The organism is Rhizobium leguminosarum bv. viciae USDA 2370, from assembly GCF_002008365.1.
Classification (GTDB): domain Bacteria; phylum Pseudomonadota; class Alphaproteobacteria; order Rhizobiales; family Rhizobiaceae; genus Rhizobium; species Rhizobium leguminosarum.
The window spans coordinates 230162-253811 of sequence record NZ_MRDL01000001.1 but is presented as its reverse complement, the minus strand read 5'-3'; the positions used below and the strand labels follow the sequence as shown (position 1 = coordinate 253811).

The window sequence follows — 23650 nt, the reverse complement described above, 5'->3', positions numbered from 1 at the left end:
GCTCTGAGATGCTGACGGCCGGATCGACCACACGCACCGCTGCAGCAACAAACGCCGCCGGTGCCTTGCCCCGAAAGACGACGGCAAGCGGAACGGCCTATCATGAGGCCGGCAGCGGCGAGCCGCTGGTTCTCATTCACGGCGTCGGCATGCGGCTTGAGGCTTGGGCTCCGCAGATCGCATTCCTGTCTGCAGGCCATCGCGTCATCGCTGTCGATATGCCGGGACATGGGGAAAGCGCAAAGCTGCCGGTGGGCAGTCGGCTCGAGGAGTTCGTCGCCTGGTTCGGACGCTTTCTCGACGAGATGGCAATCGGCACGGCAAATGTTGCCGGGCACTCAATGGGCGCACTGGTTTCGGGAGGGGCAGCCGCGACCTTTGGCGAGCGTATCAGCCGCGTCGCTTACCTCAACGGTGTCTACAGGCGTGACCCCGAGGCAAAGGCCGCCGTGCTTTCGCGCGCCGCGGCCATTCCGGTATCGGGCGTCGACAAGGAAGGCCCTCTGGCCCGCTGGTTCGGCGAGGATGCGGACAGCGTCACTGCGCGTGAATTGACACGAAAATGGCTGAACCTCGTCGATCCCCAGGGATATGCCGTTGCCTACGCCGCCTTCGCGGGAGGAGACGAGACCTATGCTGACGGCTGGAAAGACGTGGCTGGTCCGGCCCTGTTTCTGACGGGGTCCGATGATCCGAACTCGACGCCCTTGATGGCAACGCAAATGGCCGAGCTTGCGCCGCGGGGCTATGCCCGCATCGTCGAAGGCCATCGTCATATGGTGAACCTGACCGCGCCTGATATCGTAAATTCGCTGCTCGCTGAGTGGCTGTCGTTCGGGGAGGATGAACGATGACAATCCAGACTGTCGACCCAAGAGCGCTGCGAGATGCATTCGGGGCTTTTCCGACCGGGGTGACTGTCGTCACCGCCTGCGACGGGGACGGAAATCCGATCGGCTTCACGGCGAACTCCTTCACCTCGGTCTCGCTCAATCCACCGCTTCTCCTCGTCTGCCTTGCCAAGACGTCGCGCAATTTCGCCATCATGACCGGAGCGCAGCATTTTGCGATCAACGTGCTTTCGGAAACGCAGAAAGACGTGTCGAACACCTTTGCGCGACCGGTCGAGGACAGATTTGCGGCGGTCGAGTGGGCGAGGGGATCGGCAGGCTGCCCGATATTCTCGAGCGTGGCGGCCTGGTTCGAATGTGCCATGGAGCAGGTCATCGAGGCTGGCGACCACGTCATCTTGATGGGGCGCATCGAAGCTTTCGACAATAGCGGCCGCAACGGTCTCGGCTATGCGCGTGGCGGTTATTTCACGCCGACGCTCGCAAGCAAGGCAGTGTCCGCGGCAAGCGAAGGCAATATGGAACTTGCGGCCGTTGTCGAGCGGCGCGGGGAAGTTCTGCTGCTCGGCGAGGATGTGCTCTCCTTGCCAAGCGTCGACGCCCATGACGGCAGCCCGACCGAGGCACTGCAAAAATACCTGGAGACATCAACCGGGCTGAAGGTCAGCATCGGCTTTCTCTATTCGGTTTATGAGGGCAAGAGCGACGGCAAGCAGCACATTGTCTATCACGCCGTTGCCGGAGAGGGCGAGCCTGCCGGCGGCAGGTTCCTGAAGCCTGACGCATTGGTTGCGGCAAAGTTCAAGACCAGTTCGACTGCCGATATCGTCAACCGTTTTGCGATGGAAAGCTCGATCGGCAATTTCGGAGTCTATTTCGGCGACGAGACCGGCGGCACTGTACACCCAATTCCAGCCAAGGACGCAAAAGCATGAAATTCTCCCTCTTCGTCCATATGGAACGGCTCGACGCCAGCCAAAGCCACAAGAGCCTCTATGAGGAATTCGTCGCGCTCTGCGAGATCGCCGACAAAGGCGGCATGCATGCGATCTGGACGGGCGAGCACCATGGCATGGATTTCACCATTGCGCCCAACCCGTTTGTGACCATTGCCGATCTGGCGCGCCGCACATCGCGGGCACGGCTTGGGACGGGAACAGTAATTGCCCCCTTCTGGCATCCGATCAAACTCGCCGGCGAGGCGGCCATGGCCGACATCATCTGCGATGGACGACTCGACATCGGCATCGCGCGCGGGGCCTATTCCTTCGAATACGAGCGTCTGCTGCCCGGTCTCGATGCCTGGGGTGCTGGCCAGCGCATGCGCGAACTCATCCCGGCGGTCAAAGGCATATGGGCCGGCGACTACGCGCATGACGGGGAATTCTTCAAGTTTCCGTCGACCACGTCGGCGCCGAAACCACTGCAGCAGCCGAACCCGCCCATATGGGTGGCAGCGCGCGATCCGAACTCGCACGAATTTGCGGTCGCCAACGGCTGCAACGTTCAGGTGACGCCGCTCTGGCAGGGCGACGACGAGGTTCAGTCGTTGATGGAGCGCTTCAACGATGCCTGCGCGAAGAATCCCGAGATCGAGCGGCCCAAGATCATGTTGCTGCGTCACACCTATGTCGGCTCGTCAGAGGACGATGTCGCGCAAGCCGCCCATGAACTCAGCGTCTACTACAATTATTTCTTCGCCTGGTTCAAGAATGAGAAGCCGGTTACCCAGGGTCTGATTGAACGGATCCCGGACGAACAGGTCAGGGCAAACGCGATGCTGTCGGATCAGGTCATGCGCACCAACAATGTCGTTGGCGACGCTGAGACCGTCATCGACCGGCTCAAGGCGTATGAAGCGCTCGGTTATGACGAATATTCCTTCTGGATCGACACCGGCATGAGCTTCGAGCGCAAGAAGGCGTCGCTCGAGCGCTTCATCACCGAGGTCATGCCAGCATTTCAGGAGTAAGACCATGCGGCGTTTCCAGCACTACATCGACGGCGAATTCTCGGATGGCGAGGCCAGCTATCCGAGCATCGATCCAGCCTCCGGCGCGGTCTGGGCTGATATGCCCGAAGCGCGCGAAGGGGATGTCGATCGGGCTGTCAACGCGGCCGACAGGGCGCTTTACGAAGGCGCCTGGCCGAAACTGACGGCCACGCAACGCGGCAAGCTGCTCTACAAGCTGGCCGACCTGGTTGCCGCAAACGCGCAGATCCTCGCAGAACTGGAGACACGCGACACCGGCAAGATCATCCGCGAGACATCTGCGCAGATCGCTTATGTCGCCGAATACTATCGCTATTATGCCGGTATCGCCGACAAGATCGAAGGCGCCTACCTGCCGATCGACAAGCCCGACATGGATGTCTGGCTTCGCCGCGAGCCGATCGGCGTCGTTGCGATGGTCGTGCCGTGGAACAGCCAGCTCTTCCTGTCGGCGGTGAAGATCGGCCCGGCGCTTGCGGCCGGCTGCACGATGGTGGTCAAGGCCTCGGAAGATGGGCCGGCGCCGCTTCTCGAATTTGCGCGGCTCGTGCACGAGGCAGGATTTCCTGCCGGCGTCGTCAACATCATCACGGGTTTCGGCGCCTCCTGTGGCGCCGCCCTCGGGCGGCACCCGAAGGTCGCGCACGTCGCCTTCACCGGCGGTCCTGAAACCGCCCGGCATGTCGTTCGCAACTCGGCCGAAAACCTCGCCTCCACCTCGCTTGAACTTGGCGGCAAGTCGCCATTCATCGTCTTTGCCGACGCGGATCTCGAGAGCGCTGCCAATGCTCAGGTCGCGGGCATCTTCGCCGCGACAGGGCAGAGCTGCGTTGCCGGGTCGCGGCTGATCGTCGAACGCAGCATCAAGGACAAGTTCGTCGCCATGCTGCGTGAGAAGGCGGAGGCGATCCGGATCGGTGCTCCGCTCGATATGGCGACAGAAGTCGGCCCGCTTGCCACCAAGCGCCAGCAGGACAATATCGGCGCCCTCGTCGCCAAGTCGATTGAAAGCGGCGCCCGCCTCGTCACGGGCGGAAGCAAGATCGACGGCGACGGCTATTATTTCCCGCCGACGATTCTCGATTGCGACGATGTCGCCTCGCCGTCCCTGATCGAGGAATTCTTCGGACCGGTCCTGTCCGTCGTGTCGTTCGAGACGGAGGCCGAGGCGCTGCGGCTCGCCAACGATACCCGTTATGGCCTGGCTTCCGGCGTCTTCACCCAGAACCTCACCCGGGCGCACCGGCTGATGAAGGGGCTCCGTGCCGGGATCGTCTGGGTCAACACCTACCGCGTGGTATCACCGATCGCGCCGTTCGGCGGTTTCGGCCTGTCTGGCCATGGCAGGGAAGGCGGCATGGCCGCGGCGCTCGACTATACCCGCACCAAGACGATCTGGCTCAGGACATCGGACGATCCGATCCCCGATCCCTTCGTGATGAGGTAGCGCCGATGTTTTACGAGATCCGCACCTATCGGCTGAAGAACGGCACGATCCCGCAATATCTCAAGGTCGTCGAGGAGGAGGGGATCGAGATCCAGAAGAGCCATCTCGGCACGCTCGTCGGTTACTTCTTTTCGGAGATCGGGACGATCAACGAGATCGTCCACATCTGGGCCTTTGCGAGCCTGGACGACCGGGAAGCGAGGCGCCAGAGGCTTTTGGCCGATCCCCGGTGGCAGGCCTTCCTGCCCAAAATCCGCGATCTCATCGAGGTGGCGGAAAACAAGATTATGAAGCCAGCTAACTTTTCTCCCAGGAGCGAGGCGCACTGACGGCATAAGGCATACAGGACAAACCAGAACAAGGATAAGGGAACATGAAAACAACATTTGCTTTCGCGGCGGTTGCCGCATTCGTGGCTGTGTCCGCGCCGGCACACGCCGACAACATGGTCTTCTCGAGCTGGGGAGGAACGACCCAGGACGCGCAGAAGGCCGCATGGGCCAGCCCATTCACCGAGAAGACCGGCATCACCGTCGTACAGGACGGGCCGACGGATTACGGCAAGCTCAAGGCGATGGTCGAGGCTGGCCAGGTCACCTGGGACGTTGTCGACGTCGAAGGCGACTATGCCGCTCAGGCCGGCAAGAATGGCCAGCTCGAGAAGCTCGATTTCTCCGTCATCGATAAATCCAAGCTCGATCCGCGCTTTGTAACCGATTATTCGGTCGGCAGCTTCTATTATTCCTTCGTGATCGGCTGCAATGCCGATGCCGTCAGCGCCTGCCCAAAGACCTGGGCGGATCTGTTCGACACGACGAAGTTTCCGGGAAAGCGCACATTCTACAAGTGGTCGGCTCCTGGCGTGATCGAAGCGGCGTTGCTTGCCGACGGCGTGGCTGCCGACAAGCTCTATCCACTTGATCTCGACCGCGCCTTCAAGAAGCTCGATACGATCAAATCGGACATCGTCTGGTGGTCGGGCGGCGCACAGTCGCAGCAGCTTCTGGCGTCCGCCGAGGCTCCCTTCGGCAGTGTCTGGAATGGCCGCATGACCGCGCTTGCGGCGAGCGGTATCAAGACCGAGACCTCATGGGAACAGAACATCACCGCTGCGGATTCGCTCGTCGTGCCAAAGGGTTCGCCGAACGCGGAAGCCGCGATGAAGTTCATTGCAATGGCGACCTCGGCCGAACCGCAGGCCGCCCTTGCAAAGGCCACCGGATATGCACCAATCAATGTTGACTCGGCCAAGCTGATGGATCCGGAGACGGCCAAGACCCTGCCGGATCAGCAGACGGCAAGCCAGGTGAATGCCGACATGAACTATTGGGCTGATAATCGCGATGCCATCGGCGAGAAATGGTACGCATGGCAGGCAAAATAGCCTGAAACTTGAGATGATCAGGCACGGCGAATGTTCGCCGTGCCTCCCGCAGCGTCGGTGCCCGTTTGTTGGACCTCGGCGCCTGTGGAAATTGGCGGGTGGGAAGGACTGTCATGTCGACGTATAGCGATGCCTCCGGCGCAATTGCGCCCCTGCCAAAGGCCCGCAGGGCAACGGGTTTTGGCGGAGTCGTTCCGGCTCTCGCCTTCGTGGCGATCTTTTTCATCGCGCCGGTGGCGGTGCTCTTGTTGCGCAGCGTGCTGGAACCTGTTCCGGGCTTTGGAAACTATGCCCAGCTGATCGGATCCGCGACCTATCTCAAGATTTTCGCCAACACCTTCATCGTCTCCGGTCTCGTCACGATGATTTCGCTGCTGATCGGATTTCCCGTCGCCTGGGCACTGGCGATCATGCCCGGCCGCCTGACGTCGGTGATCTTTGCGATCCTGCTCCTGTCGATGTGGACCAACCTGCTTGCCCGCACCTATGCCTGGATGGTGCTTTTGCAGCGGACGGGGCTCATCAACAAGACGCTGATCGGAATGGGGCTGATCGACAAGCCCTTGGCGCTCGTCAACAACCTGACCGGGGTGACGATCGGCATGACCTATATCATGCTGCCCTTCATCATCCTGCCGCTCTACGGCGTGATCAAGAAGATCGACCCGTCGACCCTGCAGGCGGCAGCACTTTGCGGCGCCAACCGGTGGCAGTGCCTGACCCGTGTCCTGCTGCCCTTGGCCATGCCTGGCATGGCGGCCGGTGCCCTCATGGTCTTCGTCATGTCGCTTGGTTATTTCGTCACGCCATCGCTTCTCGGCGGCACTGCGAACATGATGCTCGCAGAGCTGATCGCGCAATTCGTGCAGTCGTTGGTCAACTGGGGCATGGGAGGTGCTGCGGCGCTGGTTCTCCTCGTGGTGACCCTGTCGCTCTATGCCGTGCAGCTGCGCTTCGTCGGCAACCAGAACCCGGGAGGGCGTTGACATGTTGCTCAATTTCGACCGCCTCGGCTGGTGGAAATACATGCTGCTGACGATAACGGTTCTGACTGCGGCCTTTCTGCTGCTGCCGATCGTCTTTATCGCCGCCCTGTCCTTCGGCTCCTCGCAGTGGCTGATCTTTCCGCCGCCCGGCTGGACGTTTCAATGGTACAGCGAGCTCTTTGCCGATCCGCGCTGGCTGGAATCAGCCTGGACGAGCTTCAAGATCGCGGTCATCGTGACGATCCTGTCGGTGCTGCTCGGGCTCGTGACCTCCTTCGGGCTGGTGCGCGGTTCGTTCCTGTTCCGCGATGCGCTGAAAGCGCTGTTCCTGACGCCGATGATCCTTCCCGTCGTGGTCCTTGCGGTTGCCCTTTATGCCTTCTTCCTGAGGATCGGCCTTGGCGGCACGTTGGTAGGCTTCGTCATTTCGCACCTCGTTCTCGCGCTGCCCTTCTCGATCCTGTCCATCTCAAGTGCGCTGGAGGGCTTCGACAAGTCGATCGAGGACGCGGCGGTTCTTTGCGGGGCCTCGCCTCTGGAAGCAAAGATCAGGGTGACCCTGCCTGCGATTAGCCATGGGCTATTTTCGGCGGCCGTCTTCTCGTTCCTGACATCCTGGGACGAGGTGGTGGTGGCGATCTTCATGTCCAGCCCGACGCTGCAGACGCTGCCGGTAAAAGTGTGGGCGACGCTGCGGCAAGACCTGACGCCGGTTGTCGCTGCGGCGTCGACCCTTCTCATCCTTTTGACGATCATCTTGATGGCGCTGGTTGCCGTCGTGCGTAAGGTACTGAAACAATGAAAGAACCATTCCTTCAGATCCGCGGAATACGCAAGGAATACGGCCCTGTCGTTGCCGTCCACGACGTCAATCTCGACGTTCGGCGCGGGGAGTTCCTGACCTTTCTCGGACCGTCCGGATCCGGGAAAAGCACGACCCTCTACATCCTGGCCGGTTTTGAAACTCCGACGAAAGGCGACATCACGCTGGAGGGCAAGACCCTGCTCGCCACGCCGTCGCACAAGCGCAACATCGGCATGGTGTTCCAGCGCTACACCCTGTTTCCGCACCTGACGGTAGGCGAAAACATCGCATTCCCGCTGAAGGTCCGGCGCAAGTCCAAAGCCGAGGTCGATAGCAAGGTGAAGGAGATGCTGCGCCTCGTCAGGCTCGAAGGCTTCGAGGATCGCAAGCCCGCGCAAATGTCCGGCGGCCAGCAGCAGCGTGTCGCCCTTGCCAGAGCCCTAGCCTATGATCCGCCGGTGCTTCTGATGGACGAGCCGCTGTCGGCGCTCGACAAGAAGCTGCGCGAGGAAATCCAGCATGAAATACGCCGGATCCATCAGCAGACCGAAGTGACGATCCTCTATGTCACGCACGACCAGGAGGAGGCGTTGCGGCTCTCCGACCGCATCGCCGTCTTTTCCAAGGGCGTCATCGACCAGATCGGCACGGGGCCGGAACTCTACACCAATCCGCGGACCCGCTTCGTTGCCGAATTCATCGGCGACAGCGACTTCATTTCATGCGACCTGCTGTCATCCTCCGATGGGCAGGCTACCATTTCGCTTGGCGGCGGGAGCGTCTTCAATCATATTCCGGTGCATGGAAAAGGAACCTCCGGGACGAGGGCAGCCCTGATGCTGAGGCCTGAACGCATTCGATTGTCGCGCGCCCAAGCGGCGGAAGCGGGCCTTGCCGCAACAGTCAGCGACATTACCTTTCTCGGCAACAATATTCATGTCTCCACCGAGACGGCGACAGGCGAGGCGCTGGCGGTTCGCCTGCCGTTCGGTCACGAGGCTATCGCGGGGCTCAGCCGCGGAGATATAGTCCATCTGAATTTCGATCCCGGTGCCGCTCACGTATTCTGTTGAAAGTTGTCATATGAAGCTCAATGATCCCTCGCTGTTCCGTCAGGCATGCCCCATTGCCGATCGCTGGATCGAAGCGGAAGGCCGCAAGGCGGCGACGATCCGCAATCCGGCGACAGGCGAACCGCTGGGGGTGGTCCCTGATCTCGGTGCCGCGGAAACGGAGGAGGCCATCCGCGCTGCCGTGATTGCCCAGAAGCTTTGGGCGAAGAAGACCGCCGGGGAGCGCGCCGCCGTTCTGAAGGCTTGGCATCGGCTGATGATCGAAAACCGCGACGATCTGGCGATGATCCTGACGCTGGAACAGGGAAAACCCCTGGCCGAGGCCAAGGGGGAGATCACCTATGGTGCGAGCTTCATCGAATGGTTCGCCGAAGAGGCGAGACGCATCAACGGCGAAACCATCCCGGGACATCAGGCCGACAAGCGGATCCTCGTCCTGCGCCAGCCGGCAGGCGTAGTGGCGGCGATCACGCCCTGGAACTTTCCGAACGCGATGATCACCCGCAAGATTGGCCCTGCGCTTGCCGCCGGCTGTGCCGTCGTCCTCAAGCCGGCGCTCCAGACGCCATTCTCCGCGATTGCAATCGCCGTTCTCGGTGAGCGTGCCGGCCTGCCGCCGGGGCTTCTCAACATCGTCACGGGTGACGCAGCGGCAATTGGCGGAGCGCTGACGGCAAGCCGTGACGTTCGGGTTCTGACATTTACGGGCTCCACCCGGACGGGCGAGCTGCTTTACCGGCAATGCGCGCCGACGATCAAAAAGCTCGGTCTCGAACTTGGCGGCAATGCACCCTTCATCGTGTTCGACGATGCCGATCTCGACGCTGCCGTCGAAGGCGCGCTCATCGCCAAGTTCCGCAACAACGGCCAGACCTGCGTCTGCGCCAACCGGCTTTATGTCCAGGACGGCGTCTACGAGGCCTTTGCCGCCAAGCTCGCCGCGGCGGTTTCGGGCTTGAAGGTCGGCAACGGTCTCGACCGCGACGTCGTGCTTGGCCCGCTGATCGATGACAATGCCGTCGCCAAGGTCGAAAGCCATATCAGCGATGCCGTTGCAAAGGGGGCCGGGATCGTCTTGGGCGGCAAGCGCCACGCGCTTGGCGGCCATTTCTTCGAGCCGACAATCTTGCGCGATGTCGCTGCCGGCATGCAGGTCGCGCGCGAGGAAACCTTCGGGCCGCTTGCCCCGCTTTTTCGTTTCCGCGACGAGCAGGACATCATCGAACAGGCAAACGACACCGAGTTCGGGCTTGCTTCGTATTTTTACGCCCGCGATCTGTCGCGAGTGTTTCGCGTCGCCGAAGCGCTCGAATATGGGATGGTCGGCGTCAATACCGGTCTTGTCTCCACGGCTGAGGCTCCGTTCGGTGGCGTGAAGATGTCGGGTCTCGGTCGCGAAGGGTCGAGGCACGGATTGGACGAATACACCGAGCTTAAATATGTATGCCTCGGCGGCATTGCCTGATCTGGTCGATGCTTGCGCCTCATCGCAGGGAAAGACCAGAATGTCTCTCGTCAGCATCGCCATGTATGTCACATCGGAGCCGCTCGCGGATGCGACGGCTGAGCTCTGGTCGTTCCTCCGGCATTATCTCGCGAATGCCAGCCTCAAGGGCTTGCCTGAAAAACTCGATCGGACGGTTCCCTATGACGAAGCCTGGTTGAGGCCGGATCTTCTTCTCTCGCAGGCATGCGGCTATCCCTTTGCCAGGAGCCTGCGAGGCAGGGTCCGCCTAGTGGCGACGCCGATCTATGACCATCCTGGCTGCGACGGTCCGCTGATGCGCAGCTTCATTGTCGTCCGCAAGGATTCTCCCCTTTGCTCGCTGGCGGATTTGCGTGGCACGACGGCTGCGATCAACAGCCCTGACAGCAATTCCGGCAGCAATTTCTTTCGCGCAGCGGTCGCTCCGCTTGCCGACAGCGGTCGCTTCTTCGGCCGGATTATCGAAACCGGCAGCCACCGCGGCAGCATCGGGGCAGTCGCCGAAGGCAGGGCTGACAGTGCGGCCATTGACTGCGTCACTTATGCGAATATTCGCCGCTTCGATCCCGGCCATCTCCAAGCGGTCCGCATCATCGCCGAAACGCCCAAAGGCCCCGGTCTGCCCTTCATCACCTCAGGCGATGCATCGGACGAGAGAGTCCTTCTGCTGCGAAATGCGCTTGACGCCGCGATCAAGGAGCCATCGCTGGCCGCTATGCGCGCTACACTCGGGCTCGTTGATTTTTCAGTGCTTTCCGAAGCCGACTATGCGCCGCTCTTATCGCTTGCCGGCGATGCTTTGCCGCAATTGAGAGCTTGAGCGGCAGACGAATTTTTCCCGACTTTTTCTTCGGTTGGGAGTGAGCCACACGAACTAGGCAGGTGAAGGCAAGTCCGTAGCACTCGAACCTTGAATGCAAGGAAAAATTCCATTACTTTTGTATGGGTTTAAAGTTCGGAGATTTTCCATGGCTTCCCTTGCGGTCACAATGAAAGGGCAAATCACGCTGAGACGGGATTTGCTGACGCATCTTGGGGTCAAGCCGGGGGAGCGGATCGAATTCGACAAGCTGCCTGGGGGCGAGCTGCGGGTAAGGGCTGCTCGTCCGACGGGGACAATCGAGGACTTTATCGGACGGCATGCTGGCAAGATGAAAAAACCGTTGACCATCGAAGAGATGAACGAAATCGCGGCTTCGGGCTGGGCTGGCGAGGAATGAAAATCTCAGTCGATACCAACGTTCTTGCTCGAGCCGTCCTGCAGGATGACGCCGAGCAGGGAAGGGCAGCGGCAAAGCTCCTCAAGGAAGCATCGCTGATCGCGGTTTCCCTGCCGAGCTTATGTGAACTGGTCTGGATACTGCGTCGAGGAGCCAGGCTATCAAAGGAAGATGTTTCACAGACGATCCACGACCTGCTCAACGCGGGCAATGTGGCGATGAACCGTCCTGCGGTCGAAGCAGGACTGGCCATGCTGGAGGCGGATGGCGATTTTGCAGATGGCGTGATCGCCCATGAAGGAGCATGGCTTGGCGGCGAGAGCTTCGTATCTTTCGACAAGCAGGCGGTCGAGCTGGTAATCCGCCAAGGCCAACCCGCGCGTCTTCTCGCCTGAAATTCCGCAGGCTCATGAGCGAGACGGCGGGCAGGCGTTAGCCTCAGAACCGATGTTCCGCTCCTTCGACCGGATTTGCCCAGACTGTCATTCCAGGCGCAAATGGCGTCTCGCCTTCGGCGCGCACCACCATCTCACCGAGTTCGGGGACGTCGAGGTAGAGGATCGCGTCGGCGCCAAGCCGCTCGAGATGCCGGATCCTGCCCTGCCACTGCCCGGCACCTTCCGAAAGCCTGATATGTTCCGGGCGAATACCGTAGGTCGTGCAGTTCATTCGCCGCGCGGTCTCGCCCCCATAGAGGTTCATCTTCGGGCTGCCGATGAATCCGGCGACGAATGGTGTCGCCGGATTACGGTAGAGTTCCATCGGACTGCCGATCTGCTCGACCGCCCCGCCGTTCAGGACGACGATCTTGTCCGCCATCGTCATGGCCTCGACCTGGTCGTGGGTGACGTAGATCATCGTCGATTTCAGGCGGGCGTGCAGATCGGCGATCTCAAGACGCATCTGGGCTCTGAGCGATGCGTCGAGATTGGAGAGCGGCTCGTCGAACAGGAAGACCTTGGGATCGCGGATGATCGCGCGACCGATGGCGACGCGCTGCCTCTGGCCGCCGGAGAGTGCTTTCGGCTTTCTCTCCAGCAGTTGGGTGAGCTGCAGCGTTTCGGCCGTCGCCGCGACCTTGGCGGCGATTTCGGCCTTTGGGCGGCGGGCGAGTGAAAGGCCGAAGCCGATATTCTCGGCGACGGTCATATGCGGGTAGAGCGCGTAGCTCTGGAACACCATGGCAATACCGCGCTCGGAGGGTTCCGCATAGGTCACCTCCTTGCCGCCGATGGTCAGCGTGCCTGATGTCGTTTCCTCCAGGCCGGCGATGATCCGCAGCAACGTCGACTTCCCGCATCCCGACGGGCCGACGAAAACGACGAACTCGCCGGAGGCAACCTCCAGATCGATTCCCTTGATGACTTCAAGGGCGCCAAAGCTCTTGCGAACTTGCTTGAGAGTGAGCTCAGCCATTCGGTTACCCTTTTACTGCGCCGGCCGTCATGCCGGCGACGATCTGCCGGTTGAAGAAGATGAAGACAATCAGCGGCGGGATCGTCACGAGGAGGATATTCATGAAGAGGAGATTGTACTGGCTCGTATACATGCTCTGGAAATTATAGAGCGTCAGCTGCACGGTCACGTTCTCCTTGCCGGGAAGGTAGTAGAGCGGGTTGGTAAAATCGTTGAAGATCGCGATCGACTGCACGACGATGTTGGTGACGGTCACCGGCTTCAGCAGCGGCAGGATCACTCTGAAGAAAATCTGTCGGGGTTTGGCGCCATCGATCAGCGCCGCCTCGTCAAGGTCGCGTGGTATGGTCGAAATGAACGACCGGTAGAGCAATGTCGAGAACGAGAGATTATAGGCGACCTGGATCAGGATCATCCCGGTCATGGTCTTGAAGAGACCGATCTCCTGCAAGAGGCCGATGGTGGGTACGACGGCTGGGGGCATCATCAGACCCATGAACAGGGCAATGGAGGCCACCTTGTTCCAGACGGTCTTGCGGCGCTGCATCACATATCCGACCATTGCCGACAGCAGGATCAGGATCGTGACGGAGACCACGGTGATCAGCGTGGAGTTGAAATAGGCGAGCGCGAGCTGGTAGTCGCGCGCCTTGAAGACGGCGATCAGATTATCCCAGAACAGCCAATGCTCGGGCAATTCGAAATCGAGGCGAGAGGCTTCGGATTTCGATTTGACCGCCTGGAGAGCGACGAAAACGAAGGGCATGACGAAGATGACGGCCGCCACCGCAAGGGCTATCGCGCCGGTCACGTAAGGGCGGACGCTTCTCATTCCTGGACCTCGCGCCGGTTGAACCACAGGGTGAATGGCAGGATTATTATGGCGATCAGCGCGAACAGGATGACGTTTCCGGCCGTCGACAGACCGTAGAAACCCGCCTGGTACTGCTTATAGATGACCGAGGCGATCACGTCGGAGGAGAAACCAGGCCCGCCGCGGGTCATGGCCCATATCAGATCGAAGGATCGAAGCCCGCCGATCAGCGACAATGTCACCACGATGACGGTGGCAGGACGCACGAGCGGCAGGGTGATCCGGAAAAATTGCTGGAGACGCGTGGCGCCGTCGATCCTCGCCGCCTCATAATAATCGGGGCTGATCGCGGCAAGGCCGGCGATGAAGATCAGGGTTGCAAGGCCGACACCCTTCCAGACATCGACCAAAGCCACCGAAAAAAGCGCCAGCGCCGGATTGGTGAGCCATCCCGGGCCGGGAATGCCGAGCGTCTCGAGCGTGACATTGATGATGCCCCTGGTCGGATGCATCATCACCGTGAAAGTGATTCCGATGCCGATCGTCGAGACCAAGACGGGAAAGAAGACCAGCGTGCGCAGGAAGCCGCGGGCGAAGATATTGCTGGTTAGCAGCACGGCAAGCAGCAGCCCGCAGACCGTCTTCAGGCCGGATGTCGTCACGGCATAGATCAGCGTGTTGACCAGTCCCTTGACCAGGAATGGTTCGGAAAAGAACTGCTGAAAGTTTTCGAGCCCGATGAATTCGGCCGTCGAAAGATCCCAGCGTGTGAGGCTGAACCAGAGAGAGGATACCGTAGGAACCAGAAACAGCACGCCGTAGATGATTGCGGCCGGAATGAAAAACCACAGCGGGTAGGGCGATTTGCGCGAGCGGGGGCGTGTCTCGGTCATGACTACCTCTTCGATCGGGTGGAACCTCGCCCCTTTAGGAGCGAGGTTAATTGACCCGAAAGGCCGCTACCAGTTTGGAAGACCGAGCTGCTTGGCCTGCTTGCGCACGTCGTCGTCATAAAGCTTTGCTGCGTCGGCCGGCTGGCGAATACCGGAGCCGACTTCGACGGTGATCTGCTCAAGAGCCGGTCCCTTGATCGGCGAAACGAATTCCAGCGCCGGGGTCGTCTTGTCCTTGGCCTCGAAATAGGGGAGCATGTCCTTTATCGCAGGCGGTACACTAGCTGGCAGGTCGCAGCCGTCGATCAGGGAAGGCCCCTGAACGGCATTGGTCTCCACCATGATCTTGCAGGCCTCGACGCTTCCGGCAAAATCGACGAATTTCCGTGCTTCCTCGGCGTGCTGGCTGGTCAGGGGAATGTAGAGGGCTGGCGGCATCCAGACCGTCAAGCCGTTGGTTGCGGCGTCGTCGCTCGGCTGCGCGAAAAAGCCGACATCGTTGAGGTTTTCGGGATAATTCTGTTTGAGCGCGCCGACCGCGAAGCTCAGCATCGGATAATGCGCTGCCTCGCCGGTTGCCACCATTCTCAGGCCGTCGTCGTAGCTTGCCGCGCCGAAATCTTCGTTCATCAGACCGGCGTCGTGAACGTCCTTCAGCCGTTCGAAGCCCTTCAGAGCCGCAGGCGTCTCGGCGTATTTTGCCTTGTTGGCAGTATAGTCTGCGGCGAAGTTCGGCACGGCCGCGTGCAGGTTGTAATAGTCAGCCAGAACGAACAGCTGCGAGGTCCAGGTATCGCGATAGGTCTGCGCCACGGCGACCTTTCCTGATGCTTTGACCTTCGCGTTGTTCGCCATGAAGTCCGCCCATGTCTTCGGGACGGAGAGGCCGAGGTCCTGGTAGATTTTCCTGTTGTAGAGGATCCCGCCTGCCATCGCCGTGCCGAAGGGAACGCCATAGACCTTGCCATCGGCACGGACAACCGATTTGAAACCTTCGTCGACCTTCGCTTGCGAGGAGAGATCGCTCAGATCGACAAGCGTCTGTGTCGGCTTCAGCGCCTGTAGCAGCGAGCCGGAATTGTAGAGAAACACATCGGACATCTCCCCCGTCGCCAGGCGCGTCTTGATGATGTTGTCGCCTTCGCCGCCACCGGCCCGCGGCTCGATTTCGATCGTCACGTCGGGTGCCTTTGCCTGATAGGCGGCAACCAGTGCCTCGGCTGCCGCGACGGTGTCCGGGTTGTTGTCGATCAGGAATGACAGCGTGGTGTCTGCATGCGACGGGCCAGCCGCGACCAGTGCCAAAAGCGCGGACGCGCCCGCAAGAATGAGTTTTATCCGATGTGTCATGACGTTCCTCCTCTGAACGGTGTGACGTGTATGCTCCTCAAGAATTGGGTAGGGAAAAGACCAGCTGGTGCGTCCCGGAGGGAAGAATGGCTTCCTCGACAACAGGCTCTCCGTTGAGCGACGGATTTTGATGCCGTTTTCCCGGCCGGAACCGGCCGATGCAGCCCTCCGGAAGGGTCAGCACATAGGTGACCTTGTTGCCGTCGCACTGCCAGCCGGCCTCGATGCGTCCCTGGCTGATATCATGATAGGCCGAAACCGGCGAAAGGGACGGAATCGGCGCCGGATCGACGACCACCTCGGCAAATCCGGGCGCGCTCGGGCACGGAGAAATTCCGGCGACGCTTTCGAACAGCCACTGGCAAACCGCGCCATAGGCATAGTGGTTGTAGCTGTTCATATCAGGTTCGTAGATGGTGCCGTCAGGCGCCATGGAATCCCAGCGCTCCCAGATCGTTGTCGCCCCTTTTGACACCTGGTAGAGCCAGCCCGGTACATCCTCCTGCAGGAAGACCTTTTCGGCCAGATCGTCCATGCCGAGCTTCGTCAGCGCCGGCAGCAGAGCGGGCGTGCCGATGAAACCGGTGCCGATCTTGTAGTCGGCATCGACGATCACCTGCCGGAAATGCTGCTGTGCGGCTTGCGTGTGCTCCGCCGGTATCAGGTCGTGGAGGAAGGCCAACGCATAGGACGTCTGGTCGTTGTGTGCGAGCCGTCCTGCCGGCGTGATGAACTCGTTGGCGAATGTCCGCCGGATCTCGTTTACGCGCTGTTTCATCTTCTCTTCAAGCGCATGCTCGCCGAGAGTGGCTGCGATCCTTGCCAGAAGGTCGGTCGAGATGAAGTGGTAAAGCGTGGCCGCGCAGTCGTCAGCAATCGTCGGACGAGGCTTTCGATTGTCGCCGACCGGCTGCAGCCAGTCGCCGAAGGTGAAGCCGCGGTCGCCCCAACGCGAGGGCGGACGCACGAGCGGACCATCCGAGATCGACCAGACGAAATCGACCCAGCGCACCATGGAATCCAGGCACTCCGACAGGACGGCCCGGTCGCCGTAATGGGTGTAGAGTACCCAGGGGATGACGACGATCGCGTCGCCCCAGCCGGTCGAGCCGGCATAGCCCGGGAAATTGGCCGGATGCAAGCGCGTCGGATCCGGTGAAAAATGCGAGACGGCGCCATCCTCGCGCTGATCAGCCATCACATCCCGCAGATACTTCCTCAGGAAGGATTGGCTGTCGCTCAGCCAGCATGCGGTTGCGGCAAATACCTGGGCGTCGCCCGTCCAGCCCAGGCGTTCATCGCGCTGCGGGCAATCGGTTGGAACTTCGACGAAATTGGCGCGCTGCGACCAGATGGTATTCTCGACGAGGCGATTGACCAGCGCATTGCCCGAAGTGAAACCGCCGGCGGGCTCAGGCACCGACGAGATCGGGATGGACGCGATTGCGAGGATCTTCGCATCGCCCTCGATCGTCACCCTGGCATAACGGAAGCCGTGGAAGGTGAAATGCGGTGCGTAGGTCTCATCGCCGTCTCCCCGCAGCGTGTAGACGGTATGTGCCGCGGCAGTGCGATAGTTGCGATTGTCGAAATGACGATCGGGGCCGAGTACCTCCGAATGCTCCACCCGGACTTCGGCGCCGGCAGCGCCGCGGACCTTGTATCTGACATAGCCGCCGGCATTCTGGCCGAAATCGTAGACGGTCCTGCCCTCATCGTCGGTCCAGCTTTCGACAGCGGCAAGTGGCGGCAACTCGCGCACCGCAGCCGTTTCGTGCGCGACAAGCAGCGCCCTGTCGAAGGGCAATCTCTCGGTGCCATGGCTCTCCAAGTAGTTTTCCTGGCGGGCATCATAGATTTCGCCGAAGTAGATTCCGGATTTCAGGATCGGCAGAAGGCCGCTTCGCCATGAGGTGTCGGTGGAAAGAACGGTGCCATCCGGTCCGATCAGATCCGCAATAGCGCCGATCCTGTCGCCCCAGCAATTCGGGATCGCCTGGGCGCCCCACATCAAAGGCGACCGATACCATCCGTCGGCAAGCCAGATCTCGATCCGGTTGAGGCCCGGCTTGAGCAGCTTCGAGACGTCGTATCGCTGATAGGCAAGGCGATCGTCGTAGTTCGTCCAACCTGGGGTCAACAGATCGTCGCCGACGCGAACGCCGTTGATGAAGCAGCGGTAGAGGCCAAGTGCTGATATAAAGAGCTCGACGGGAAGCTTGGCGCCATCATGTTCGAAAGTTTTGGAGACGAAGCTTGCGGCCGTTCCCTGACCGCCATCCGATAGTGGCGCGATCATATCCCCGGACCAGGCACGCGAAACGAGGTTGCCGCTGATGGCTGCCGGCTGAAAGTTCATCAAGTCCTCCCGACGAGTTGTAGAACGTTCTCCATATAACGTTCTACATTTTCTTCGGAAGCGCAATAGAATTTTCGTTGCCAGTCTGCCATGGTGGTTCTGCGGGCGATGTCGACGATCCGCAGTAAGCCAGAGATTTCATGTCAATCGAAGAAAAACAAAAGCTGCAACGAAACGATCGCGTGACGATCCGGACGGTGGCAACTCACGCAGGCGTATCGGTCGCAGCGGTTTCCAAGGTGATGCGAAATGCCTACGGCGTCAGTGATGCGCTGCGCGCAAGGGTGACTGATGCCATCGAGGCACTCGCATATCGCCCCTCGCGGGCAGCTAGAGGGCTGCGTGGCCGGAGTTTCACCATCGGAGTGCTCCTGATCGATATCCGCAATCCTTTCCTTCCGGAGGTGATTGCCGGCGTAAACGGGGTGCTGGCGCCTTCGCACTACCAGGCGATGATCGGCGTCAGCGATGCGCGCGTGCAGCTGGAGACGTCGTTGATCGAGTCGATGATCGACTACAAGATGGACGGCCTTATCCTCGTTGCGCCGCGTTTGCCCTCGGAGATCCTCGCAAAGTTCGCAGTCCAGATACCGATCGTCGCGGTCGGTTACCACGATGCCAGCGCTACGGCCTTCGATACCGTCAACGCAGACGATCAGCGCGGCGCGGAGATCGCCGTGGAAGCGCTTCTGGCCTGCGGTTATCGCGATATCGAAATGCTCAGTCTCGGCGAGCGCCAGGGGCATGCGGTCTCCGTCGTCCGCCAGCGTGAGATCGGGTTTCGCCGGGCGATGCAGCGTGGCGGGCTCGGCTCCTCGCCAGCGATCGGCAAGATTCCCATTGCTTCGCCGAAGCGGGAAGAGGCGATGCGAAAGTTTCTATCGAGGAAGGACAGGCCGCGCGCCGTATTCTGCTGGAGCGATCTCGACGCGATCACCCTTCTGAGCCTGGCTATGGAGATGGGTGTGCGCGTGCCCGAAGATCTCGCCGTCATCGGATACGACAATTCGTCGACCGCAGCACTCGGCCTCGTCAATCTCGCCAGCATCGATCAGTCGGGCAGGGAGCTCGGTCAGGTCGCAACCCGGGCCCTCATTTCCAGAATAGAAGGCCGCACCGCTTCCGAGCATATTCTCCAGATACCATCGCTTGTCAGCCGCAACAGCCTGACCCGTTCCGGCAATTCCACGGACAGATAATAGCGACGACGGCCGGCTTGCTGTGTTGCTTGCCGTCGTTCTCAGCCGGATTGAAGGGGGCTGCCGCAAGACTGCCGCACGACCAGGCGACAGGGCAATTTGGTGATGCCGGCAGGGACCGGCTCACCCTTGGAGAGGCTGAGGATTGCCAGGCCGGCGCGATGGCCCAGTTCCTTCAACTCCATGTCGATGGTGGTCAGCGGCGGGCGTGTTTGCCGTGCGACGACCTCCCAATTGTCGAAGCCGACCACGGCGACATCCGTGGGAATCTCCACATTGAGGTCGCGCAGCGCGTCGATGACACCGCGGGCGATCTCGTCGCTGCCGCAGAAGATGGCGTCGGGCTTTGCGCCGGGCCGGGCAAACACCGACTGAACGGCCTCGTGACCCCATTCCTCCGACCAGTCGCCGAACATCGCTTCGGCACCGTCGCCGCAGGCGTCAAGATAGGATTGGGCGCGGATGCGAGCGGCGAGATAATCCCGCGGTCCGGTGATGTGGAGGATCCGCGATCGACCGAGTTCTTTCAGGTGGTCGACGGCGAGGCGGGCGCCCTGTTCGTCATCCGGAAAGAAGGTGACGCTGTCAGCCGGTCCCTCGGCAAAGACGTAGACGACGGGTATCGGCAAGCGAGACAGCTGGACCGGCGGCGTGAGATCGAGGCGGGTCGCGGTGAATATGATGCCGTCGACCTGCCGGTCGAGAAGCGCCTCCAGATGCAGCTGGGCGAGCCTTGGATCATTATTCGTGGCGCAGAGGAAGACGGACACGCCGTGATCGACCAGCACCTCCGATACCCCGGCCGCCATCGGCAGCGTCAGTCTGCCATAGGTGTCGTTCGTCAGCATGCCGATCGCATGGCTTCGCTTGCTTAGCAACCCACGGGCGAGTGCATTGGGCCGAAATCCGATCTCCTCCGCCACGCGCCGGACCCGCTCGCGTGTTTCGGCATTCGTCCGGCCGGTGTCGTTCAGTGCGTTCGACGCCGTCGAAATGCTGACGCCTGCAGCCTTCGCCACATCATAAATCGTCCGTCTTCGATCGCCCGTATTCTTCAAGTGCCGCCTCGTAGTCGATTCATGATAAAAGCTTTTAGCAGAAAAAAATGTGCTGTTAAAAGGTTTTATCAAACGCACATCATATTTTTGCACACAGACTGTCGACACCAAAAAATTTCTGATCTAACGTCCATTTCGTCCGATGGCCTGAGGCCTGAACGAGAAAAAGGGGAACAAGCATGCTTCGACTGAAAACGACGATCACCGCTCTTGCACTGCTGGCAAGCTCTTCTCTCGCCGGCGCCGAAGAAATCACCCTATGGGTGCGCACGTCGTCCGGCGCCGTCCTTCAGGGGTTGGCCGACAAATACAACGCCTCTCACTCCGACAAGGTCAATGTCACCCAGATCACGGCGGAGCAGATGGTGCCGAAGCTGGGTGCGGCGATTGCCGGCAGCGCGGCTCCTGACGGTGCCGTGCTCGACCTGATCTATCTTCCGACCTTTGCCGCCGCGGACGGTCTCGAAGATATCTCCGACTTCGTGAAGGGGCTGCCTTATTCCGCGGCCATGAGCCCGTCCCACATCCGCCTTGCCACCTATGACGGCAAGATCTACGGCGTGCCGGCCCTGCCGGATGCCTCCATCATTGCTTATAATACCGATCTGTTCACCAAGGCCGGCCTCGATCCGAACAAGGCGCCGGCGTCGATGGAGGAGATTGCCACCGACGCCAAGAAGATCGCCGCGCTCGGCAACGAGACCTATGGCTTCTATTTCGTCGCTAATTCGGGAAGCTGGCTGATTTACGATTTCCTGCCGCATCTCTGGGCCGCCAATGCCGATGTGCTGAGTGATGACGGCCGCAGCGCCACGGTCGATACGCCGGCGCTGCGTGAGACCATCGCTGCCTATCGCGATATGTGGAAGGCCGGGGCGATCCATCCGACCTCGCGTTCCGGCAACGGCAACAATGCCGTCGAGGCCTTCGCCTCGGGCAAGGTCGGCATCCTGATGACCGGCTCCTACATCGTCAATCTGCTGACCAGCAAATATCCTGACGTGAAATTCGCCGTCGCACCGATCCCGGGGCCGAAGGGCGGTGAATCGAGCTTTGCCGGCGGCGATACGCTTTCCCTGATCAAGGGCATCAGCGACGAGAAGAAGAAAGTCGCGCTCGACTTCGTCAATTTCTACATGCAGCCCGAGCAGCAGGTCTATATCACCCAGGAATCGGGGATGCCGTCGCGCACCGACCTCGCAGCGGAAGCCTATGCGAAGTTCGACCAGCGCAATCTCGTCGCCTACAATATCCTCGCCAAGGGGCGCACGCCTTACACATTTTCGTCCGACGAACTCTTCGTCAGCCGCACCGGACCCTTCCTCAATCTGATCCAGGGCACGATCTTCGGCGACGATGTCGACGGAACGATCGCCAAGACGCAGGCCGACTTCACCCGCATCCTTGAACGCACCAATCCGAACTAAGCCAACGCGTTTCGGCAGGGTATCTGTGGATGCCCTGCCGTCCATTTCACATCTCGACTTTCAAGCGGAAGGAGGAGTTGCGGTGGTATCCTCGACACTTCGCAGCCGGAGGCGCGCAGTCGCGACCGGAGAACCCGAGCCAAAGGGTTGGCTTGGTCTTGCCTTCATCCTGCCGGGCTTGCTGTTCATCGTCGTGCTTTTCCTCGTGCCGCTTGTCATGACGGTCTGGATGAGCTTCTACAACTGGCCGCTTCTTGGCCGGACGAAATTCATCGGCCTTTCCAACTATGCCGAGCTGATCGGCGATACCCAGCTCTGGCATTCCCTGGGTTTCACGCTGCTCTACACGGTGCTGGTCACGGCTGCGATCTTCCTGGTGGCCTTTCCTTTGGCGCTGCTCGTCGACCGGCCGCTGCGGATCGCCGGCTTTTTCCGCACGATCTATTTCATGCCCGTCGTCATCGGCTTCGGGGCGGCCTCGACATTGTGGATGTGGCTGCTCAATCCCGATAGCGGCGTTTTTGCGCAATTGCTGCGCGGAGCAGGCATTATCGACAGCGCGCCGAGGCCGCTCGAAAGTTTCTGGCCGGCACTCGGCGTCGTCATCCTGATGGTCGTCTGGAAAACAGCGGGCTTCACGATGATCATCCTTCTGACCGGCCTGCAGAGCATATCCAGCGACGTCATCGAAGCCGCCAGGATCGACGGCGCCAGCGTCTGGAGCCGGTTTCGCCGTATCACGCTGCCTTTGATGAGGAACTCGGTCGTGCTGGCGCTCGTCCTCAACGTCACTTCGTCGATGCTGGCCTTCGACCAGTTCTTCATCATCACCCAGGGCGGCCCTGAGAACAGCACGATCTCCGCGGTGTTCTCGATCTATCTCGCGTCGTTCTCATCCTACCGTCTCGGTTATGGCTCGGCGATCTCCTTTGCCCTGCTCGTCGTCCTGGTGGCGATCAGCGCGATCCAGTTCGTCCTGCTGCGCCAGCGGCCGGAGGAGGGCTGATGGAACGGCTCAACCACAATCTCGCAGCGAAGCCGGCGAGCGAGCGGCTCGGCTATCTCGCCTTCGTTCTGACGGCATGCGTCTTTGCCGTCTTCTTCGTGATGCCGATCGTCTGGTCCTTCGCCAATTCCTTCAAGCCCTCGGCCGCAGCACTTGCCGATCCGGCAGCGCTTTTCTCGAAAGCCTTCTCGCTTGAAAATTACCGCCGCCTCGAACATGTCGGCGCCGGCTGGTACGTCTATGCCAGCAATTCGGTGCTGATCGCTGCCGGAACGGTGATCCTGACGGTGCTCGTCTCGGTGCCGGCGGGATACGGCTTTTCGAAATTCCGCTTTCCCGGCCAGTCGCTGCTCTTCGTGCTGATCATGGCGACGATGATGATCCCGTTCCAGTCGATCCTGACGCCGCTTTTCCTGATCCTCAAAGCCTTCCACCTGCAGAACAGCCTTCTCGGCCTGGTGCTGATCTACGTGACCTTCCAGCTTCCTTTTTCCGTTTTCATGATGCGCAACGCCTTCGACGCGGTGCCGAAGGCGCTGATCGAAGCGGCCCGGATAGATGGCGCGTCGCAGGCGACGATCCTGCGCCGGATCATGCTGCCGATCGCGCTTCCCGGTGTCGCCACCGTTGCAATGTTCGCCTTCCTGAATTCCTGGAACGAATTCCTCGCTGCCCTCATCTTTCTGTCCGACCAGAACAAGTTCACGCTGCCGATCATGCTGGTGAATGTTTCGTCGGGCATATACGGCATCATCGACTGGGGCGCACTGCAGGCCGGCATATCCGTGACCATGGTCCCCTGCATCCTGCTTTTCCTTCTCTTGCAACGATATTACGTGCGCGGCCTGACGGCCGGCGCCGTGAAGTAACAGCGCTCGTTCAG

At 60.7% G+C, this 23650-nt stretch carries 23 protein-coding genes; 17 read left to right on the top strand and 6 right to left on the bottom strand.

Annotated elements, in window-relative coordinates:
- Nucleotides 1-8: 8 nt before the first annotated feature.
- The 13 genes from BS629_RS01190 to BS629_RS01130 all read left to right on the top strand — a co-directional run bounded on the left by BS629_RS01190 (nt 9) and on the right by BS629_RS01130 (nt 11640).
- Nucleotides 9-854: an alpha/beta fold hydrolase gene (locus BS629_RS01190; protein ID WP_018246709.1), complete on the top strand. Its 846-nt coding sequence runs from the start codon at nt 9-11 to the stop codon at nt 852-854.
- On the top strand, nt 851-1786 hold the full coding sequence (locus BS629_RS01185) for a flavin reductase (RefSeq protein ID WP_018246710.1): 936 nt from the start codon (nt 851-853) through the stop codon (nt 1784-1786). The genes BS629_RS01190 and BS629_RS01185 overlap by 4 nt, the downstream gene beginning before the upstream one ends.
- Nucleotides 1783-2823: an LLM class flavin-dependent oxidoreductase gene (locus BS629_RS01180; RefSeq protein ID WP_018246711.1), complete on the top strand. Its 1041-nt coding sequence runs from the start codon at nt 1783-1785 to the stop codon at nt 2821-2823. Before BS629_RS01185 ends, BS629_RS01180 begins: the two co-directional genes overlap by 4 nt.
- Before the next feature lie 4 nt (nt 2824-2827).
- Nucleotides 2828-4291 (top strand): aldehyde dehydrogenase, encoded by a 1464-nt coding sequence (locus BS629_RS01175; RefSeq protein ID WP_018246712.1) that lies wholly within the window; start codon nt 2828-2830, stop codon nt 4289-4291.
- Between the two features lie 5 nt (nt 4292-4296).
- Entirely contained in the window at nt 4297-4620 is a 324-nt protein-coding gene (locus BS629_RS01170; protein WP_003538302.1) for an NIPSNAP family protein, read from the top strand.
- A 44-nt stretch (nt 4621-4664) separates the two neighbouring features.
- Nucleotides 4665-5675, top strand: a complete 1011-nt coding sequence (locus tag BS629_RS01165) for a polyamine ABC transporter substrate-binding protein (protein ID WP_018246713.1) — start codon at nt 4665-4667, stop codon at nt 5673-5675.
- A gap of 113 nt (nt 5676-5788) precedes the next feature.
- On the top strand, nt 5789-6661 hold the full coding sequence (locus BS629_RS01160) for an ABC transporter permease (protein ID WP_018246714.1): 873 nt from the start codon (nt 5789-5791) through the stop codon (nt 6659-6661).
- 1 nt (nt 6662) lies between these two features.
- Complete coding sequence (locus BS629_RS01155) at nt 6663-7463, top strand: ABC transporter permease (protein WP_018246715.1); 801 nt, start codon at nt 6663-6665, stop codon at nt 7461-7463.
- On the top strand, nt 7460-8539 hold the full coding sequence (locus BS629_RS01150) for an ABC transporter ATP-binding protein (RefSeq protein WP_018246716.1): 1080 nt from the start codon (nt 7460-7462) through the stop codon (nt 8537-8539). The genes BS629_RS01155 and BS629_RS01150 overlap by 4 nt, the downstream gene beginning before the upstream one ends.
- A gap of 10 nt (nt 8540-8549) precedes the next feature.
- Nucleotides 8550-10004: an NAD-dependent succinate-semialdehyde dehydrogenase gene (locus tag BS629_RS01145; RefSeq protein WP_018246717.1), complete on the top strand. Its 1455-nt coding sequence runs from the start codon at nt 8550-8552 to the stop codon at nt 10002-10004.
- Nucleotides 10005-10044: 40 nt separating this feature from the next.
- Complete coding sequence (locus BS629_RS01140; protein WP_018246718.1) at nt 10045-10845, top strand: phosphate/phosphite/phosphonate ABC transporter substrate-binding protein; 801 nt, start codon at nt 10045-10047, stop codon at nt 10843-10845.
- A 148-nt stretch (nt 10846-10993) separates the two neighbouring features.
- Nucleotides 10994-11245, top strand: coding sequence for an AbrB/MazE/SpoVT family DNA-binding domain-containing protein (locus BS629_RS01135; protein ID WP_018246719.1), 252 nt, complete (start codon nt 10994-10996; stop codon nt 11243-11245).
- Nucleotides 11242-11640, top strand: coding sequence for a type II toxin-antitoxin system VapC family toxin (locus BS629_RS01130; RefSeq protein ID WP_018246720.1), 399 nt, complete (start codon nt 11242-11244; stop codon nt 11638-11640). The genes BS629_RS01135 and BS629_RS01130 overlap by 4 nt, the downstream gene beginning before the upstream one ends.
- 43 nt (nt 11641-11683) lie before the next feature.
- On the opposite strand, the gene BS629_RS01125 is transcribed toward BS629_RS01130, so the two are convergent.
- The 5 genes from BS629_RS01125 to BS629_RS01105 all read right to left on the bottom strand — a co-directional run bounded on the left by BS629_RS01125 (nt 11684) and on the right by BS629_RS01105 (nt 18077).
- Nucleotides 11684-12661: an ABC transporter ATP-binding protein gene (locus tag BS629_RS01125; protein ID WP_018246721.1), complete on the bottom strand. Its 978-nt coding sequence runs from the start codon at nt 12659-12661 to the stop codon at nt 11684-11686.
- Between the two features lie 4 nt (nt 12662-12665).
- Nucleotides 12666-13493 carry a carbohydrate ABC transporter permease gene (locus BS629_RS01120; protein ID WP_018246722.1) on the bottom strand — a complete coding sequence of 276 codons (828 nt, stop codon included), beginning with the start codon at nt 13491-13493 and terminating at the stop codon, nt 12666-12668.
- Nucleotides 13490-14368, bottom strand: a complete 879-nt coding sequence (locus BS629_RS01115) for a carbohydrate ABC transporter permease (RefSeq protein WP_018246723.1) — start codon at nt 14366-14368, stop codon at nt 13490-13492. Before BS629_RS01115 ends, BS629_RS01120 begins: the two co-directional genes overlap by 4 nt.
- Nucleotides 14369-14434: 66 nt before the next feature.
- A complete protein-coding gene (locus tag BS629_RS01110; RefSeq protein WP_018246724.1) occupies nt 14435-15718 on the bottom strand; it encodes an ABC transporter substrate-binding protein in 1284 nt (427 codons plus the stop codon).
- Between the two features lie 37 nt (nt 15719-15755).
- On the bottom strand, nt 15756-18077 hold the full coding sequence (locus BS629_RS01105) for an alpha-L-rhamnosidase (RefSeq protein ID WP_018246725.1): 2322 nt from the start codon (nt 18075-18077) through the stop codon (nt 15756-15758).
- Nucleotides 18078-18217: 140 nt separating this feature from the next.
- Between BS629_RS01105 and BS629_RS01100 the strand changes: the two genes are divergently transcribed.
- A complete protein-coding gene (locus BS629_RS01100; protein ID WP_018246726.1) occupies nt 18218-19276 on the top strand; it encodes a LacI family DNA-binding transcriptional regulator in 1059 nt (352 codons plus the stop codon).
- A gap of 41 nt (nt 19277-19317) precedes the next feature.
- Here the strand turns inward: BS629_RS01100 and BS629_RS01095 are convergent, their stop codons facing one another.
- A complete protein-coding gene (locus BS629_RS01095; RefSeq protein WP_018246727.1) occupies nt 19318-20334 on the bottom strand; it encodes a LacI family DNA-binding transcriptional regulator in 1017 nt (338 codons plus the stop codon).
- Nucleotides 20335-20513: 179 nt separating this feature from the next.
- Here BS629_RS01095 and BS629_RS01090 point away from each other — a divergent pair, with 179 nt between their 5' ends.
- From BS629_RS01090 to BS629_RS01080, 3 genes are all read left to right on the top strand, one after another.
- Nucleotides 20514-21761: an ABC transporter substrate-binding protein gene (locus tag BS629_RS01090; RefSeq protein ID WP_018246728.1), complete on the top strand. Its 1248-nt coding sequence runs from the start codon at nt 20514-20516 to the stop codon at nt 21759-21761.
- An 82-nt stretch (nt 21762-21843) separates the two neighbouring features.
- Complete coding sequence (locus BS629_RS01085) at nt 21844-22767, top strand: carbohydrate ABC transporter permease (protein WP_018246729.1); 924 nt, start codon at nt 21844-21846, stop codon at nt 22765-22767.
- Complete coding sequence (locus BS629_RS01080; RefSeq protein WP_018246730.1) at nt 22767-23636, top strand: carbohydrate ABC transporter permease; 870 nt, start codon at nt 22767-22769, stop codon at nt 23634-23636. Before BS629_RS01085 ends, BS629_RS01080 begins: the two co-directional genes overlap by 1 nt.
- Nucleotides 23637-23650: the final 14 nt, after the last annotated feature.

Coding starts and splice junctions, on each gene's coding strand:
- BS629_RS01190 (WP_018246709.1), top strand. CDS start 9: ATGCTGACGGCCGGATCGACCACACGCACCGCTGCAGCAACAAACGCC.
- BS629_RS01185 (WP_018246710.1), top strand. CDS start 851: ATGACAATCCAGACTGTCGACCCAAGAGCGCTGCGAGATGCATTCGGG.
- BS629_RS01180 (WP_018246711.1), top strand. CDS start 1,783: ATGAAATTCTCCCTCTTCGTCCATATGGAACGGCTCGACGCCAGCCAA.
- BS629_RS01175 (WP_018246712.1), top strand. CDS start 2,828: ATGCGGCGTTTCCAGCACTACATCGACGGCGAATTCTCGGATGGCGAG.
- BS629_RS01170 (WP_003538302.1), top strand. CDS start 4,297: ATGTTTTACGAGATCCGCACCTATCGGCTGAAGAACGGCACGATCCCG.
- BS629_RS01165 (WP_018246713.1), top strand. CDS start 4,665: ATGAAAACAACATTTGCTTTCGCGGCGGTTGCCGCATTCGTGGCTGTG.
- BS629_RS01160 (WP_018246714.1), top strand. CDS start 5,789: ATGTCGACGTATAGCGATGCCTCCGGCGCAATTGCGCCCCTGCCAAAG.
- BS629_RS01155 (WP_018246715.1), top strand. CDS start 6,663: ATGTTGCTCAATTTCGACCGCCTCGGCTGGTGGAAATACATGCTGCTG.
- BS629_RS01150 (WP_018246716.1), top strand. CDS start 7,460: ATGAAAGAACCATTCCTTCAGATCCGCGGAATACGCAAGGAATACGGC.
- BS629_RS01145 (WP_018246717.1), top strand. CDS start 8,550: ATGAAGCTCAATGATCCCTCGCTGTTCCGTCAGGCATGCCCCATTGCC.
- BS629_RS01140 (WP_018246718.1), top strand. CDS start 10,045: ATGTCTCTCGTCAGCATCGCCATGTATGTCACATCGGAGCCGCTCGCG.
- BS629_RS01135 (WP_018246719.1), top strand. CDS start 10,994: ATGGCTTCCCTTGCGGTCACAATGAAAGGGCAAATCACGCTGAGACGG.
- BS629_RS01130 (WP_018246720.1), top strand. CDS start 11,242: ATGAAAATCTCAGTCGATACCAACGTTCTTGCTCGAGCCGTCCTGCAG.
- BS629_RS01125 (WP_018246721.1), bottom strand. CDS start 12,661: ATGGCTGAGCTCACTCTCAAGCAAGTTCGCAAGAGCTTTGGCGCCCTT.
- BS629_RS01120 (WP_018246722.1), bottom strand. CDS start 13,493: ATGAGAAGCGTCCGCCCTTACGTGACCGGCGCGATAGCCCTTGCGGTG.
- BS629_RS01115 (WP_018246723.1), bottom strand. CDS start 14,368: ATGACCGAGACACGCCCCCGCTCGCGCAAATCGCCCTACCCGCTGTGG.
- BS629_RS01110 (WP_018246724.1), bottom strand. CDS start 15,718: ATGACACATCGGATAAAACTCATTCTTGCGGGCGCGTCCGCGCTTTTG.
- BS629_RS01105 (WP_018246725.1), bottom strand. CDS start 18,077: ATGAACTTTCAGCCGGCAGCCATCAGCGGCAACCTCGTTTCGCGTGCC.
- BS629_RS01100 (WP_018246726.1), top strand. CDS start 18,218: ATGTCAATCGAAGAAAAACAAAAGCTGCAACGAAACGATCGCGTGACG.
- BS629_RS01090 (WP_018246728.1), top strand. CDS start 20,514: ATGCTTCGACTGAAAACGACGATCACCGCTCTTGCACTGCTGGCAAGC.
- BS629_RS01080 (WP_018246730.1), top strand. CDS start 22,767: ATGGAACGGCTCAACCACAATCTCGCAGCGAAGCCGGCGAGCGAGCGG.